Below are 14,415 nucleotides of genomic sequence, written 5' to 3'. Positions count from 1 at the left end.
GACGACGCGAAGGAAATGGGCGACGCGATAGGCGATGCGGCGACAAGGGTCTTTGCCCTCGCCGCGCCGGATGCTTGCTTCCGCCCTTGTGTCAAAGCCCGACGAGCCGATCCAGCTTGGCACGCGCGGTGTCGGACTTTTCACCGTAGGCTAGCGTGCCGGCCAGCGCGCCGTCGGCGTCCAACAGGAAGGTCGTCGCCGTATGGTCCATGGAATAGTCGGGGCCTTCGCCCACCTTCGCCGAATAAACGCCCCAGCCCCTGAGCATGGCGGCGATCTTGTCCGGCGCCCCGGTGATCGCGGTGATATCGGCGCCGATCGCCTCGACATAGTCCTTGAGGATTTCGGGCGTATCGCGTTCCGGATCAACTGTCACGAAGACGACGCGCAGGTCTTTGCCCTCCTGCTTGAGCTGCCGCTGGTAGCCGGCAAGCTCATACAGCGTCGTCGGGCACACCTCCGGACAATGGGTGAAGCCGAAGAACACCGCGGAGGGTTTGCCGGTTAGGTCCGCCTCGGTGATCGCCGCGCCGTTCTGATCAACGAGCGCGAACGGCGTCCCGAAGGGCCCCTCGGCCGTGTTCCGCCCGCCCTGCCCGTAGAGAAACACCAACGCCACGACCGCGCCCACCAGGAGCGCCACCAGCGCCCAGAGACCCACGCGTAGGATTGAAACTGAGTTCATATCGTTCCTCGTGCGGGAATCGCGAAGACCCCGCCCACCTCTCCGGCGCGTCAGGTTTGATTTCCGGACGCAAATAGCACAGCCCGACCGCACGAGGCGAGGGTTTATGACCCTTGGCCCGGCGAGCCTGCCCCCAGGATTTGCGGGACGCTGAACGGATTGCGATACAGATCGCCATGGCTCTCGACGCCGACCGCGATGACGCAATCGGAACGAGGGCGGGCGACACACAAGAGGATATAGCCGGCCGCGCTCTGCCGGCGGTTCAGCGCCGTCCCCTTCGGCTGGCGCACCTTACCCGAGATCAGTCGCGCCGCACAGGTGATGCAGCCGCCATAGCGGCAGGCGACGGGCAGGACCATCCCGGCCGCCTCGGCCACGTCTAGGATCGATTGATCCTCACCAACATCGAGGACGCGGCCGTTTCGATTCACCAGCGTGACCCGATGGGTTTTCACCACCCGCGCCGTCCGTCGAGGAACCGGCCGCCGAGCCGCGTCACATCCAGATGTCGCTGGTCACGTCGCCGCCCGGATAGCGCATCTCGTGGCAGCGCGCCGGGCCGTTCGGCTCTCTACCGAAGTCGACCAGGAAGTCAGGATTGATCGACATGCCACCCTTCTCGGTGTCGCAGTCGATCATGAACATCTGCGCGCCCTTGTCCTTCATGCCCGGGTAGAACTGATTATCCCAGGTCGAGAACAGCGAGGTCGTGACGTAGAGCCGCTTGCCATCCAGCGACAACTGGATCATCTGCGGCGCGCCCTGCACCGTGACGCCGTTGACCTCCGGCGCCTTGCCGAGCATGCCGCCGAGCCAGACCTGACCGGTCAGCTTCGGGTTCGAACGGTCGGCGATGTCGTATTGCCGGAGATCGCCATGCAGCCAGTTGGCGAAATAGATGTAGCGGTCGTCCATCGAGATCAGGATGTCGGTGATCAGCGACGGCATCGGCACCGGGAAACCCGCGACATCGATCGTGGGGATATCGATCACCTTCTCCAACTGGGGTTCGCCGGCATCGTCCTTCCACCAATGGAAGACGTTGGACGACAGCGTCGCGGCGAAATAGCCGTGATGCGATTCCGGGTCATGCAGCCCGCGCACCTCCAGCGGGATCATGCCCTCGGCGCCGAGATCGACCGATTTGGCTATATTCTTGCCCTTGAAGTCCCAGAAATGCACCGATTGCCCGTATTTTCCCGCCGCCACGTCGTCGAGTTCGAAGCCCGGCAGAAAGGTGTTCGGCGCAGCCCATTCCGAACTGACCATCATGTTGTGGCGCGGCTGGTACCAGAAGTCGTAATTGTACTTCATGCCGTTGAGCTCGTTCTCCCAGCGGCCAACGATGTCAAAATTCTCGTCGAGATGCAGAAAGCCGCCGGGCCCGTTGCCGTCGGCGTCGCCAAGCATCGAGATGATGATGTCCGAGCCGAGGCAATGGACCGTGTGCGGCGCCGACAGGTTGGTCTTCGCCTTGATCTCGTCGCCGGAGACGACCGTGTGTAGCTTGGGGTTCGCGGCGTCGGCCGTGTCGATCACGTTGATGTTCGAGGTCCGCACGCCCGGCATCAGCAGATAGCGGCGGGATTTCGAGGAATCGTCGTGACAGGACGAGCAGGCGTTCCAGCCCGAATGGTGCAGCTCGTCGCCGATCTGCGGCATTTCGGTGCGCGCCACGACGCTGGAATAGGTGGGGCTATCCGGGTCGACATCCACCGTCGCCAGATAATCCGGCTTTTCCACCCCCGTGCCAACGTACAGAGCGACCGTGTAAAGCAGCTTCTCCCGCTGAGCCTGCATCGCCTCCTTGGGCGAGGCATAGCCCGGCCCGCAACAACCATTCTCCGCCATCGGATCCTCCCGGTTCCACGGTGCCGCGATTTACCTTACGTCATAGAGAAAGATCCCGCCAGTCGGCAGCATAGCCAACTGGCCGCGACGATGCGCCTTCTGTCGTCTCCCCGCCGCTTCCGCACGGCCGGCCTGTACCGACGCCGCGCCGCGGTTTAGAGCCACGGGGACCGCTGCGGCGAGTAAAGCAGTCTGAGGGGAGTCACGTGATGGAAGAAGGCCTGCGCACGAACGACGACGATCCGCGCTTGCGCCCGTCCGAACCACGCATCCACCCGTCGGCGGAGCTGAAGGAAACCCGTCTCGGGCGCTTCGTCGAGATCGGTCAGCGGGTGCTTTTGCGCGACGTCACGGTCGGCGACTTTTCCTATTTCGAACGCGGCGGCGAGGCGATCCACACCGACATCGGCAAGTTCTGCTCGATCGCCGCCAATGTCAGGATCAACGCGCTGGACCACCCGATGGAGCGGCCGACGACCCACAAGCTGAGCTACCGGCCGAACGAGTATTTCCGCTATCTGCCGATCGACGCCGACTGGCGCGAACACCGCAGCGCGAAGCGGGTCGCGATCGGCCATGACGTGTGGGTCGGTCATGGCGCGGTGGTGATGCCGGGGGTCCAGATCGGCGTCGGCGCGGTGATCGGCGCCAATGCGGTGGTGACCAAGGACGTCGCACCCTACGCCATCGTCGCCGGCGTGCCGGCAAGGCTGTTGCGCGCGCGGTTTTCCGCCGGGATCGCCGAGCGGCTCCGGCGCCTCGCCTGGTGGGACTGGTCACCGGAGGTGCTGTTTGCCGCAATCCCGGACATGCAGGCGCTGCCGATAGAAACCTTCCTCGACAAGTGGGAAACGGCCGACCTCGCCGCTCAGTCCGCCTCGTCGGCCACCAGGAAGTAAATCAGTGCCGCCGCCGGCATGGCGATGCCGATGACGCAGACGCCGACCCAGCCGAAGGCTTCGAGCACCGGGCTCGACAGGGCAGATCCGATCGCCCCGCCGAGGAAAAACGTCGTCATGTAGACGGCGTTGAGCCGGTTCCGGATGGTCGCGTCGAGCTGGTAGATTTCGCGCTGGCCGAAAACCAGATTGGCCTGCACGCCGAGGTCGATGAGGATGCCTGCGGCGACCAAGGCAGCCAGCGATACGCCGCCGAACAGCGCCGCGACGAAGGCGGCGATCACCGTCGCAATCGCCGCGATAGTGCCGATGCGGGTGTAGCCGCGATCGGCGAGCCGTCCGGCGACGGGTGCGGCGAAGACGCCGAGGACGCCGGCCAGCGTGAACAGCGCCACGCCACTCGGAGTGAAATTGTAGGGTGCGCGCAGAAGGATCACCGGCGCGGCGGTCCAGAACAGCGAAAACGCCCCGAACATCGCGGCATGGTAGATCCCGCGCCGGCGCAGCACCGGCTGGCGCATGAACAGCTTGCCGAGCGAGCCGATCAGCACGGCATAGCTCCGTTCGCCGTGGGGCTCGCGGCGCGGCAACAGGATCAGGCCAGCCAGGCCAAGCGCCGCGATCAGCCCCGCGGACAGGCCGAAGACGCCGCGCCAGCCGACATAGTCGGCGAGGAAGCTGGAGACCGGCCGGGCCAGCAATATGCCGCCGAGAAGCCCGCTCATGACATTGCCGACGACTTTGCCGCGCTCGGCGGCGGGCGCGAGATTGGCGGCGAGCGGCACCAGCATCTGCGCCGCCGTCGAGGTGATGCCGACGACCAGCATCATGGCGAACAGCATCGTCAGGCCCGGCGCCAGGGCCAGGCCGGCGAGGCTGACGACGTTCGCCGCCATCGTGACGAGGATCAGCTTGCGGTTCTCGATCAGGTCGCCGAGCGGCACCAAGAGGACGAGGCCGATCGCGTAGCCGATCTGCGCGACGGTGACGATCATGCTCTCGGTGGAGGGTGACAGGCCGGTGTCGTCGCCGATCAGCGCGACCAGCGGCTGGGCGTAATAGAGGTTGGCCGCGAGCGCGCCGCAGGCAAGCGCGAACAACACCGTCAACACGGTGCCGAGAGCGCCCTGGCCGGTGGCACCCGATTGCGCGGCATAGCTCGGTTGGGTCATGGACGATGAATTCTCCTGGAGCATCACGCGGGCCGGCGCTTCGCAGCGGCAACATAGGGCGGCATGGCCATACGATAAGCCCGACTGACGGATGGGATCGCCAATGCCCCCCGCTTGCCACCGCCTCGCCGGACCTTATGGTTGCCGGCAACAGCAAAACAGGATGACACGCATGCGCTTTACCGGAACCGACGCCTATGTGGCCGGCAAGGATCTGATGGTCGCGGTCAACGCCGCAATCACCCTCGAACGTCCATTGCTGGTCAAGGGCGAGCCGGGCACCGGCAAGACCGAACTCGCCTTCCAGATCGCCGAGGCGCTGGGGCTGAGGCTGATCCAGTGGACGGTGAAGTCCACGACGCGGGCGGCGCAGGGGCTTTACGAATACGACGCCGTCTCGCGCCTGCGCGACAGCCAGCTCGGCGACGAGAAGGTCAACGACATCCGCAACTATATCCGCCGCGGCAAGCTGTGGGAGGCCTTCGCCTCCGACGAGCGAGTCGTCCTGTTGATCGACGAGATCGACAAGGCCGACATCGAGTTTCCCAACGATCTCCTGCAGGAGCTCGATAAGATGGAATTCGATGTCTACGAGACCGACGAGACGGTCAGGGCCAGGCATCGGCCGATCGTCGTCGTCACCTCGAACAACGAAAAGGAGCTGCCGGACGCGTTCCTGCGCCGCTGCTTCTTCCACTACATCCAGTTTCCCGATCCCGAGACGCTGGCGAAGATCGTCGAGGTGCATCATCCCGGCATCAAGAAGGAACTGGTGCGCGCCGCGCTGACCCAGTTCTACGAGCTGCGCGAGCAGCCGGGCGTCAAGAAACGGCCGTCGACCTCGGAGGCGCTGGACTGGATTCGCCTGCTCGTCGCCGAGGACATCGAGCCCAAGGACCTCAGGGAGAGCCCGACCAGCGCCCTGCCGAAGCTCGCCGGCGCGCTGTTGAAGAACGAACAGGACGTGCATCTGTTCGAGCGATTGGCGTTTTTGGCGCGGCGGAAGGGGTGAGCATGACCATTACGGTCCGCCCGTTGGAAGCCACGGACGAAGCCGACTGGCGACGGCTCTGGACCGCCTATCTCCAATTCTACGGGACCACGATCACCGAGGAGGTCTACGCAACGACCTTCGCGCGATTGCTCGGCCAGGCGCTCTACGACCCATGCGGCCTACTGGCGGTCCGTGACGGCCAGATTGTCGGTCTCGTACACTACTTGCAGCATCGCCATTGTTGGCGCAGCGAGAACGTCGTCTATCTGCAGGATCTCTTCGCCGACCCGGCCGCACGAGGCCTGGGCGTCGGCCGAAAACTGATCGAAGCTGTCTATGCGGCGGCGGACGACGCCGGTTGTCCCGCCGTCTACTGGATGACGCAGGAGTTCAACTACACGGGCCGCCAGCTCTATGATCGAGTCGGGAGCAAAACGCCGTTCATCAAATATCAGCGCTGAGACCGACATGACAGCAACCCGCCTCCCCCTCTATCAGGTTGACGCCTTCACCGACCGGCTGTTTTCCGGCAATCCGGCGGCCGTGGTGCCGCTCGAATCCTGGCTGCCGGACGCAACGATGCAGGCGATTGCCGCCGAGAACAACCTCGCCGAAACCGCCTTCTTCGTGCCGGCCGGCGAGGCACGCTGGGAGCTGCGCTGGTTCACCCCGGCGATCGAGGTGCCGCTCTGCGGCCACGCGACACTGGCCACCGCGTTCGTCCTCACCGAATGCCTCGGGGAGACCGCGGCGACGCTGACCTTCGTCACACGGGAATCGGGCGAGCTCACGGTGACGCGGGGCGCTGACGGCTGGTATGTGATGCGCTTCCCGCGTCGTCACGAGGCCGGAACCGTCGACGCAATCGATATCGACAGGCTGGCCGACGCCCTCGGCGCCCGGCCGCAGGCGGTGGTCTCCTTCGCCGTCCCCGGCGACACCTCCTACCTCGCCGTCTTCGAGACCGAGGCCGAAATCGTCGGTCTGGCGCCGGACATAAGAGCGATCGCGGCTTTGCCACCGCGCAACGTCATCGCGACGGCGCCCGGCGACGCCGTCGACTTCGTCTCGCGCATGTTCGCGCCGAAGGCCGGCATCGACGAGGATCCGGTCACCGGCTCGGCCCATTGCTCGCTGGTGCCCTATTGGGCCGGGCGGCTGGGAAAAACCCAGTTCACGGTCCGGCAGGTGTCGAGCCGCGGCGGCGATCTGCGCTGCCGGCTGGACGGCGAGACCGTCGTCGTGGCCGGCCAGGGCGTGCTCTATCTCAAGGGTGAGATCTCTCTGCCAAGCTGAACCGCGCCGGTCCGCCTGACCGATCCGGACGGCGCCGTTCTCCAGAACTTCGTAAGGCGGCACATCAGGGTTGCGCAGCCCGGAATTGATGTGGATCAACGCCCTACCATTTGTTCGACGCTACATCATCGTTGCGGCCACGGTCTCGGCTTTCGGATGAGATTATGGTGTGTTTCCTGAACCGACGGCGTCCTTTGCAGATCCTGAAGGCGCGAGACGGTGCTTTTGCGATAATCTGAAAGGACTATGACGATGTCCCATGTCACCCTTGCCATGGCGGCCGTGGCCGTATCCATGGCACTCGCGCCCGCCGGCGCCATGGCTGCTGCCGGTCATTCCTCGGAGACGAAAGACGACGATCACGGCGCGTCCGCTCCGCTCGAACAGATGCGCGAAATGCATCAGGGCCATGAGCACGGTCACGATTTCGAGGCGATCGAGGAGATGCCGCCCGAACAGGTCAACCGCATGATGGGCTTGATGCGCGACATCGGCATCGCTCTTCCCCCGCTCGACGCCGAACGCGGACGCAAGCTGTTTGTCGACAAGGGCTGCGTCGTCTGCCATTTGGTCAACGGTGTCGGGGTCGAAGTCGGCCCTTCGCTCGACGCCGCCGAGATGCCGTCGCCGATGAACGCGTTCGAATTCGCCGCCCGCATGTGGCGCGGCGCATCGGCCATGACGGCAATGCAGGAGGCGGAATTTGGCGCGGTCATCGATTTGACCGGCCAGGAACTCGCCGATCTTGTCGCCTTCGCGCACGACGCCGAGGAACAGAAGAAACTGACGCTCGATCAAGTGCCGGAGAAATTCCGCGACAAGCTCGCCCAGTAGGACGCTCCTTCATCTTCGACCCGACCTCCACCAATGGCAAGGCCGGGCGGAGCACACGGTTTAGGCACGTCTCCGTCACGAGGCTGTTATTCCGCCGCCTCGACCGGCTGGGAGGCTTCGATCGCCTCCATCACCAGATCGGGCCGCCGCGCCAAAACGTTGAGCAGCACTCGCGCCGGGCCGGTCGGGTAGCGCCGGCCTTGCTCCCAATTGCGGAGCGTGGCCACCGGCACCCCGATCTTCAGGGCGAAATCGGCCTGCGTCAGCTTCAGCTTGCGCCGCAGCTTGGCGACGTCCGGCACCTCGATCGTGAAGGTGTGGACGGTGACATCGGAATCATCGCCCTGAAACCATTTCAACGCCTGTTCGAGGGACTCGACGAGATGGACGTCGGCCTCTTCCTGCGTTTCGATCCTCATCTTCTTTGACATGGCTCACAATCCGAACAGGCGTTTGATCTCGTTGATAGTTCGTATCAGCTTCATGATCTGTAGCAGGCGGCTGGCCTTCGGCGCCTCTGCGGGAGTTAGTCGCAGCAGCACCAGCCGCGAGCAATCGTCTGACAAAGCATAAGTAATCCGATTGCCGCTGAACTCCCAATCCCACAAGGAAGGTGACCCAGGTCGCTGACGACCGACAACCGGGTCTCCTTTCAGAAGGCGCAGCAGAGCCTCATGCTTTTCCGCATTCACGCCATACATCGCGCAATCAAGGAGAAAGCGTCGGGTTTCACCGACTTCAATATCCAACGCCATCCCCACCCCACATATACGCCACTGACGTATCGCGATCAACCGATCCGATCTTAGATCGCCGATTTCCGCGAAACAACGCCGCCGGCTGACAAGCGCCGCTCCCTGCCCTACCTTCCGGCCATGTTCCTGACCTTCTTCCTCAAGCTCAAGGCCGCCGGCGTGCCGGTCACGCTGCGCGAGCATCTCGCCTTTCTGGATGCGGTGACGGCCGATCTCGTCACCTACGACGTGGAGGGCTTTTATTATCTCGCTCGCGCCAGCCTCGTGAAGGACGAGCGTTTCATCGATCGCTTCGACCGTGTGTTCTCCGAAATCTTCAAGGGCATCGAGGCGGTGTCGGGCGAGGCCGGCGGCGTCGATATGCGCGAATTGCCCGAGGAATGGCTGCGCCGCCTGGCCGAAAAGCACCTCACCGACGAGGAGAAAAAGCTCGTCGAAAGCCTCGGCGGCTTCGACAAGCTGATGGAGACGCTGAAGCAACGCCTGGAAGAGCAGCAAGGGCGCCATCAGGGCGGCTCGAAATGGATCGGCACCGGCGGCACGTCACCGTTCGGCGCCTATGGATACAACCCGGAAGGTATCCGTATCGGCCAGAAGGAAAGCCGCCACCGCAAGGCGGTGAAGGTCTGGGACCGGCGCGAGTTCCGCAATCTGGACGACAGCGTCGAACTCGGCACGCGCAACATCAAGGTCGCGCTGAAGCGGCTACGCCGCTGGGTTCGCGACGGGGCCGAGGAGGAATTCGACCTTCCCGCCACGATCCGCTCCACCGCCGAGCACGGCTATCTCGACGTAAAGACCCGGCCCGAACGGCGCAACGCGGTCAAGGTGCTACTGTTTCTCGATATCGGCGGGTCGATGGACGACCATGTCCGGGCGGTCGAGGAGCTGTTTTCCGCCGCCCGCTCGGAGCTGAAGCACCTCGAATTCTTCTACTTCCACAATTGCCCGTATGAGCGGCTGTGGAAGGACAATCGCCGCCGCCATGCCGAGACGATTTCCACCATGGACGTGCTCCACACGTTCGGATCGGATTACAAGGCGGTGTTCGTCGGCGACGCCTCGATGAGCCCCTACGAGGTTGCCATGGCGGGCGGTTCGGTCGAGCACTGGAACCCCGAGCCGGGCTTCGTCTGGCTGCAACGCTTTACCGCCAAATGGCCGAAGACCGTCTGGCTGAACCCGGTCAAGCGCGAACACTGGGACTGGACACAGTCGATCCAGATGATCCGCGAGGCGACCGGCGACCGGATGTTCGAGATGACGCTGAAGGGCATCGAGGAGGCAACGCGCGAACTCGCGCGCTGACAGAGGCTTGCGTCAGACGAGAGCCGTACGGCACCGCGGCACGGCGGGCTGTTGGTGCAATGCCGGCCAACGATCTCGATCATCAGGATTTCATCTGGGCCGAGGAACGCAATAAGCGCCGCCTGCAAATGGCACAGCGCAAGCTGGGGCTCTGGCTTGGCATTTGCCAGCCACCTGCGGGCTCCGTTGTTTCTGGAAGCCTGCAGGCACCGCTACGGCCACGTCGGTCGCTTCTGGTGCCGGATCGTGACTTAGTCCTTAGCGCTTATACCAACCTGCGGTGATAGGGACCTATTCGATGGCGCTGGACGGGCTTGTCCGGCCAGGAGCGCCGCGCGGTTCGATGCGGCGCATCGGGCAAGCGGTGCGACGCCGTCCGGCAAGCCCGTACAGCCCACCGAAGGCCGGGCTCTCGCCGTGCCTGGCTTCGTCGCGGGCCTCGCCCGCTGCGCCGCATCGCGCGTCGTCCCGCTCCTCGCCACGCATCGGCGATCGTCCCGGTCGAATGGGTTCCTATCACCGCAGGTTGGTATTATGCCTCAACTTGGGCGCTTGGCATCAAGGTGCGCCAACCAACGAATGAAACTGCCAGCCTGCGAGATCATAAATATCGCTAACTCAAGCGGCGGCTGAGCCGGGTCTTCAGTACCAGGCTCGTGTCTGTAGAAATGGGCACCATCGATCCAGTCCACGAAAGACTGCAACTGCTTCTGAGCCATGTGGACCGCAGGTTTCTGTGAACCGTACACAGAGTCAATCAATGGCTGAAGATGCTTCCGCACCTCGCTGCCACTTAATTGATGCGCTGACGGAAACATTAGACGAAATAAAGCCTCGGACGCAAAGAAGGCTGACCGAAGCCCGCCTTTGCCGTCTACGGGCTGCTGATCAAGATAGAGGAATGCCGCGTCGAACGCAGCGCGGACCCCGTCGAAGCGGGCGTCTTTCAGTGTTGCTATCGTAGAAACCCGCATCCTCTCGAATTCGCTGTCTTGCGCGAAATGAACGCCACCTTCATCGTCGATTCGGTAGCGAACCTGCTCTTCTCGAAAGATTCTGCGAGCTTCATCTAAGAATTCACCGCGTATTTTCTCGAGAGCTTCCGAATCATAATGGTCAAGGCACTGATACCGGATAGTAACAGAGTCCAGAACGTCCCGAAGCTCGATCGACTGCATTATACGCGTCCAAGCGGAGGCATAGGCATAGCCTTCCAATTGAAGGCCGAGCTCACTGTTCATCAGGCTGCCGAATGTAGAGAGATCGTCTCCGATAGAGCAGTACAGCGACCTTAGTCGGCCCCGCATACGCTCGCTATCAGGGAGGAGGTCGGATTGACGCATGTACGTTTGGCTAAATCGCTGCCCGACTGGCTCTGTCATTGCCTCTCCCAAGCGCTTTAGACGTCGACGCGCGGAAACTATGAAAATCAAATGTAATCAAACATGGCGCGCGTCGGAATGCGACCGAGTGCCGGTCGTGAGCCGGGCTCGTCCACCGAAACCCACGACCAGCAGAAGCGCACGCTAACCGAGATCGCACGAGACCACACCGTGCAGGCCATCGGTGGCCTGACCATCCATTATGCGTGACGACAGCGCACCGGCAGTAGCAGACGCTGGCACTGGCCAACTCGTCCAAGGTGAAGGATGTCGTCATTCTCGACAGGCACCAAGTGCGCTGGCCCGCTCCGCACGGCGGGCCCTCCACCTATCTTGCATAATTTTCAGGCAGCCATAGCGCAGCGAACCGACATTCCCCATATCTCGCCGGACGCCAATTTGACGGGACATCACATGGTCAACCGCCTTCGCTTCGGTGCAATGCTTGCAAGCTTCTTCCTCGCTTTCTCCTTCGTCGCGGTCGACCATGCCGACGCGCGTCGCGGCGGCAGCTTCGGCAGCCGGGGCTTCCGCACATTCCAGTCGGCACCGACCACGACCACGGCGCCGAAATCCTTCGCGCCGGTCCAGCGCTCAATGACGCCGGGCCAGGCTGCCCAGCCGGGCGCAGGAACCGCTCAGAACGGCGCGACGACACGTCGGCCAGGTCTCTTCGGCGGCTTGGGCGGCGGTCTTCTCGGCGGACTGATGCTTGGCGGCCTGTTCGGCATGCTGATGGGGACAGGCTTCGGCGGCATGGGCGGCTTCCTCGCGCTGCTTGTCCAGGTGCTGTTGATCGCTCTTGGCGCGTCCCTGCTGATGCGGCTGTTTCGCAACCGAGCCGGCGGCGCCTATGCCGGCAATTCCGGTGCAGCGGAGCGGCGCGCCTACGAGGAGACACCGCGCCCGGCGGGACCGGGAAGCTTCCGCATCCCGTCGATCGGTTCAGGAGCCGGACTCGGCGCAGGCTCGGCAGCAGCATCGTCTGGCCCGGCCGACGAGATCGGCATCACCGACCGGGATCTCGATGCCTTCGAACAGAAGCTCCAGGAGATCCAGGCGGCGTTTTCACGTGAGGACTACGCCGCGCTGCGCCAGATCACTACGCCGGAAGTGATGTCCTATCTCGCCGAGGAACTCTCCGAGAACGCCACGTCGGGGCGCAAGAACGACGTGACGGCGGTCACGTTGCTGCAAGGCGATCTGGCCGAAGCTTGGCGCGAGGACGCATGCGACTACGCCTCCGTGGCAATGCGATTTGAATCGATCGACGTCATGCGTGATCGCCAGAGCGGTGCCGTCGTCGAAGGCGATCCGGAGCATCCGAGCGAAACCACGGAATTGTGGACATTCGTGCGCGAAAATGGCGGCGCGTGGAAACTGTCGGCGATCCAGGCCGACTGATCGACGAGCGGCCTGCTTCAGAAGCCGGCAGCCCGCGCCGCCGCCACCAGTCCCGTGCCGATCGCGACCACCGCGATCAGCGGCAGGCGCAACGACAGCACCAGACAGACCAGGATCGCGACGCGCTCCGGCCAACCACCGGTCACCAGGATCGGCGTGACGATCGTCGTCAGCACCGCCGCCGGAACAGCGTTGAGCGCCGCTTCCAGCCGAGGCGGCAACGACCCGAACCGGGCAAGCAGCAGATGCCCGCCGGCGCGCGTGAGGTAGGTAAGCACTCCCGCGAGGACGATGATCAGCCAGATATCAGGCATCGACGCCCTCGCGCCTCGGCCGCGCCGCCGGTTTGGCGACGGCGGCGAACAAGACCCCGGCGCCCCCGCCTATGGTGACGTGCCAGGGCGGGCCGACGGTCAGATAGACGAGGATCGAGGCCGCCGCGCTTGCCAGTGCCACCGGATAGAACAGACTGCGGGTGCGAAAGGTCATCAACAATGTCAGGAAATACACCGGCAGGATGAAATCCAAGCCGTATGCGAGCGGATCGTCGATCAGCGCGCCGAACAAAGCCCCCACCAGTGTCGCGGCGAGCCAGCCGAAATACAGCACTAGGCCATAGGCGAAATAGAACGTCTTGGTCAGTTTCTGGCCGCTCGCGCGCGCCTCGGCGGCGCCGAACATCGGGTCGACCAGAAGGAAGAACGCCGCCGCCTTCTGGGGCGCCGAAAAACGCGTCAGGTGTCTGCCCACGGATGCCGAATAGAGGACGTGCCGGAAGTTGAGCGCCACCACCGCCAGAAGCACGGACCAAACCGGCGCGCCGATGCCGATCAGTTGCAGAGCGGCGAGTTGCGAGGCGCCGGCATAGACGGTGGCCGAGAAGCCGATCGTCTGCCATAGCGTCAGACCCTCGCCAACGGCGATCGCACCGTAGAGCATGCCGAAGGGCAACGCAGCGAAAAGGATGGGCAGGAGCTGGCGCAGCGCGGCGCGGATCTCCGATCGGGCGGATTCGGTCACGGGGTTGCTCGGATTGATTCGTGGAAACACGGTCGCCGAGCGACCGCCTAATCAGTCTTGCTTATGCTTTGTCACATCGAACCGCGCAAGCGCGGCGGAAATCAACGGCGCGTTCGCTACCGCGTCTCGCCCAGCACCTCGCGGGGAAACTCCGCCAGGGCGATGGTCCAGCGCTCGAAGGCGTCGTCGAGCTGGCCACGCGTCATGCCGCCGACCGTCGACAGGTTCAGTTCGACCACGGGCAGATTGTCCGGCGTCAGATAGGCCTTGTTGAAAGGCTGGGTGCGGTTGAATCCGTTGATGGCATCAATGGCGACGTCCTGAACATCCCAGATCGCATAGAAGTTCATAATGGTGCAGCCGGTGTGGTCGTCCGCGCAATTTAGAAAGAACAGCTGATAGGCGACGCCATTGATCTCGCCGACGATCACGGGGTCCCCATTCTCGATGGTGGAAAGTTCCGCGTTGCCATAGCCCAGCGCGATCCCGACCATGGCGGACAGGTCGTCGGGCTGAACGATCTCGGAAATATCCGACTTTGCCGAGCCGGTGCGCGTGTCCGCGGCCACCGGCGCCTTCGTGGCGGGAAGGTCATTGTCGACGGACACAGCGATCGCGACAGGCGCCAAGCCCGCACCGACGAGGAAAATTGCGGCGGCAAGGCCGGTGCGCAGGCAGCGCGGCAGGCGGAATAGCATGAATCATCCTTGTCTGGAGCGCGCCCAATCTCGGCATTCGCCGGGCGCTCCGCAAGGTGCGGCGACGCATTGCCCCAGATTTCTCCGACCGCCCGTGGCAGCGGTGCATGACTG

General features: G+C 63.8%; 20 protein-coding genes. 9 read left to right on the top strand and 11 right to left on the bottom strand.

Annotated elements, in window-relative coordinates:
• Positions 1-91: 91 nt before the first annotated feature.
• The 3 genes from VQ045_RS07460 to VQ045_RS07450 form a co-directional block, all read right to left on the bottom strand.
• Positions 92-685: an SCO family protein gene (locus VQ045_RS07460; RefSeq protein ID WP_331829668.1), complete on the bottom strand. Its 594-nt coding sequence runs from the start codon at positions 683-685 to the stop codon at positions 92-94.
• A gap of 104 nt (positions 686-789) precedes the next feature.
• A complete protein-coding gene (locus VQ045_RS07455) occupies positions 790-1,146 on the bottom strand; it encodes a 2Fe-2S iron-sulfur cluster-binding protein (RefSeq protein WP_331829667.1) in 357 nt (118 codons plus the stop codon).
• A 37-nt stretch (positions 1,147-1,183) separates the two neighbouring features.
• A complete protein-coding gene (locus tag VQ045_RS07450) occupies positions 1,184-2,539 on the bottom strand; it encodes a selenium-binding family protein (protein ID WP_331829666.1) in 1,356 nt (451 codons plus the stop codon).
• A gap of 209 nt (positions 2,540-2,748) precedes the next feature.
• Here VQ045_RS07450 and VQ045_RS07445 point away from each other — a divergent pair, with 209 nt between their 5' ends.
• Positions 2,749-3,438, top strand: coding sequence for a DapH/DapD/GlmU-related protein (locus tag VQ045_RS07445; protein ID WP_331829665.1), 690 nt, complete (start codon positions 2,749-2,751; stop codon positions 3,436-3,438).
• On the opposite strand, the gene VQ045_RS07440 is transcribed toward VQ045_RS07445, so the two are convergent.
• The gene (locus VQ045_RS07440) at positions 3,408-4,610 is read right to left on the bottom strand and encodes an MFS transporter (RefSeq protein ID WP_331829663.1); all 1,203 of its coding nucleotides are present in this window, start codon (positions 4,608-4,610) and stop codon (positions 3,408-3,410) included. The two genes, VQ045_RS07445 and VQ045_RS07440, sit on opposite strands and share 31 nt — an antisense overlap.
• A gap of 172 nt (positions 4,611-4,782) precedes the next feature.
• On the opposite strand from VQ045_RS07440, the gene VQ045_RS07435 reads away from it, so the two are divergent.
• The 4 genes from VQ045_RS07435 to VQ045_RS07420 all read left to right on the top strand — a co-directional run bounded on the left by VQ045_RS07435 (position 4,783) and on the right by VQ045_RS07420 (position 7,734).
• Positions 4,783-5,622, top strand: coding sequence for an AAA family ATPase (locus VQ045_RS07435; RefSeq protein WP_327647002.1), 840 nt, complete (start codon positions 4,783-4,785; stop codon positions 5,620-5,622).
• Positions 5,623-5,624: 2 nt separating this feature from the next.
• A complete protein-coding gene (locus VQ045_RS07430) occupies positions 5,625-6,065 on the top strand; it encodes a GNAT family N-acetyltransferase (RefSeq protein ID WP_327623059.1) in 441 nt (146 codons plus the stop codon).
• 7 nt (positions 6,066-6,072) lie between these two features.
• A complete protein-coding gene (locus VQ045_RS07425; RefSeq protein ID WP_331829662.1) occupies positions 6,073-6,900 on the top strand; it encodes a PhzF family phenazine biosynthesis protein in 828 nt (275 codons plus the stop codon).
• A gap of 252 nt (positions 6,901-7,152) precedes the next feature.
• The gene (locus VQ045_RS07420; protein ID WP_331829660.1) at positions 7,153-7,734 is read left to right on the top strand and encodes a c-type cytochrome; all 582 of its coding nucleotides are present in this window, start codon (positions 7,153-7,155) and stop codon (positions 7,732-7,734) included.
• 86 nt (positions 7,735-7,820) lie between these two features.
• Here the strand turns inward: VQ045_RS07420 and VQ045_RS07415 are convergent, their stop codons facing one another.
• A complete protein-coding gene (locus VQ045_RS07415; RefSeq protein ID WP_327623056.1) occupies positions 7,821-8,165 on the bottom strand; it encodes a helix-turn-helix domain-containing protein in 345 nt (114 codons plus the stop codon).
• A 3-nt stretch (positions 8,166-8,168) separates the two neighbouring features.
• Entirely contained in the window at positions 8,169-8,483 is a 315-nt protein-coding gene (locus VQ045_RS07410; protein ID WP_327647007.1) for a hypothetical protein, read from the bottom strand.
• Positions 8,484-8,609: 126 nt separating this feature from the next.
• On the opposite strand from VQ045_RS07410, the gene VQ045_RS07405 reads away from it, so the two are divergent.
• Both VQ045_RS07405 and VQ045_RS07400 read left to right on the top strand, forming a co-directional pair.
• Complete coding sequence (locus VQ045_RS07405; RefSeq protein ID WP_327623054.1) at positions 8,610-9,797, top strand: vWA domain-containing protein; 1,188 nt, start codon at positions 8,610-8,612, stop codon at positions 9,795-9,797.
• Positions 9,798-9,856: 59 nt separating this feature from the next.
• The gene (locus VQ045_RS07400; protein WP_331829659.1) at positions 9,857-10,081 is read left to right on the top strand and encodes a hypothetical protein; all 225 of its coding nucleotides are present in this window, start codon (positions 9,857-9,859) and stop codon (positions 10,079-10,081) included.
• Positions 10,082-10,088: 7 nt separating this feature from the next.
• Here VQ045_RS07400 and VQ045_RS07395 read toward each other — a convergent pair whose 3' ends face one another.
• Together VQ045_RS07395 and VQ045_RS07390 are read right to left on the bottom strand one after the other, a co-directional pair.
• Positions 10,089-10,283, bottom strand: coding sequence for a hypothetical protein (locus VQ045_RS07395; RefSeq protein WP_331829658.1), 195 nt, complete (start codon positions 10,281-10,283; stop codon positions 10,089-10,091).
• Between the two features lie 53 nt (positions 10,284-10,336).
• Positions 10,337-11,038: a hypothetical protein gene (locus tag VQ045_RS07390; RefSeq protein WP_331829657.1), complete on the bottom strand. Its 702-nt coding sequence runs from the start codon at positions 11,036-11,038 to the stop codon at positions 10,337-10,339.
• A gap of 219 nt (positions 11,039-11,257) precedes the next feature.
• On the opposite strand from VQ045_RS07390, the gene VQ045_RS07385 reads away from it, so the two are divergent.
• A complete protein-coding gene (locus VQ045_RS07385; protein WP_331829656.1) occupies positions 11,258-11,389 on the top strand; it encodes a hypothetical protein in 132 nt (43 codons plus the stop codon).
• A gap of 204 nt (positions 11,390-11,593) precedes the next feature.
• Positions 11,594-12,583 (top strand): Tim44 domain-containing protein, encoded by a 990-nt coding sequence (locus VQ045_RS07380; RefSeq protein WP_331829655.1) that lies wholly within the window; start codon positions 11,594-11,596, stop codon positions 12,581-12,583.
• 17 nt (positions 12,584-12,600) lie between these two features.
• On the opposite strand, the gene VQ045_RS07375 is transcribed toward VQ045_RS07380, so the two are convergent.
• The 3 genes from VQ045_RS07375 to VQ045_RS07365 form a co-directional block, all read right to left on the bottom strand.
• A complete protein-coding gene (locus VQ045_RS07375; protein WP_331829654.1) occupies positions 12,601-12,897 on the bottom strand; it encodes an AzlD family protein in 297 nt (98 codons plus the stop codon).
• Positions 12,890-13,603: an AzlC family ABC transporter permease gene (locus VQ045_RS07370; protein ID WP_331829653.1), complete on the bottom strand. Its 714-nt coding sequence runs from the start codon at positions 13,601-13,603 to the stop codon at positions 12,890-12,892. Before VQ045_RS07370 ends, VQ045_RS07375 begins: the two co-directional genes overlap by 8 nt.
• A 116-nt stretch (positions 13,604-13,719) precedes the next feature.
• Positions 13,720-14,301: a YbjN domain-containing protein gene (locus tag VQ045_RS07365; RefSeq protein WP_331829652.1), complete on the bottom strand. Its 582-nt coding sequence runs from the start codon at positions 14,299-14,301 to the stop codon at positions 13,720-13,722.
• Between the last annotated feature and the right edge of the window lie 114 nt (positions 14,302-14,415).

The sequence above is a fragment of the Aurantimonas sp. E1-2-R+4 genome (assembly GCF_036549515.1).
Lineage (GTDB): Bacteria > Pseudomonadota > Alphaproteobacteria > Rhizobiales > Rhizobiaceae > Aurantimonas > Aurantimonas coralicida_A.
This window is presented reverse-complemented; position numbering and strand designations above follow the sequence as displayed.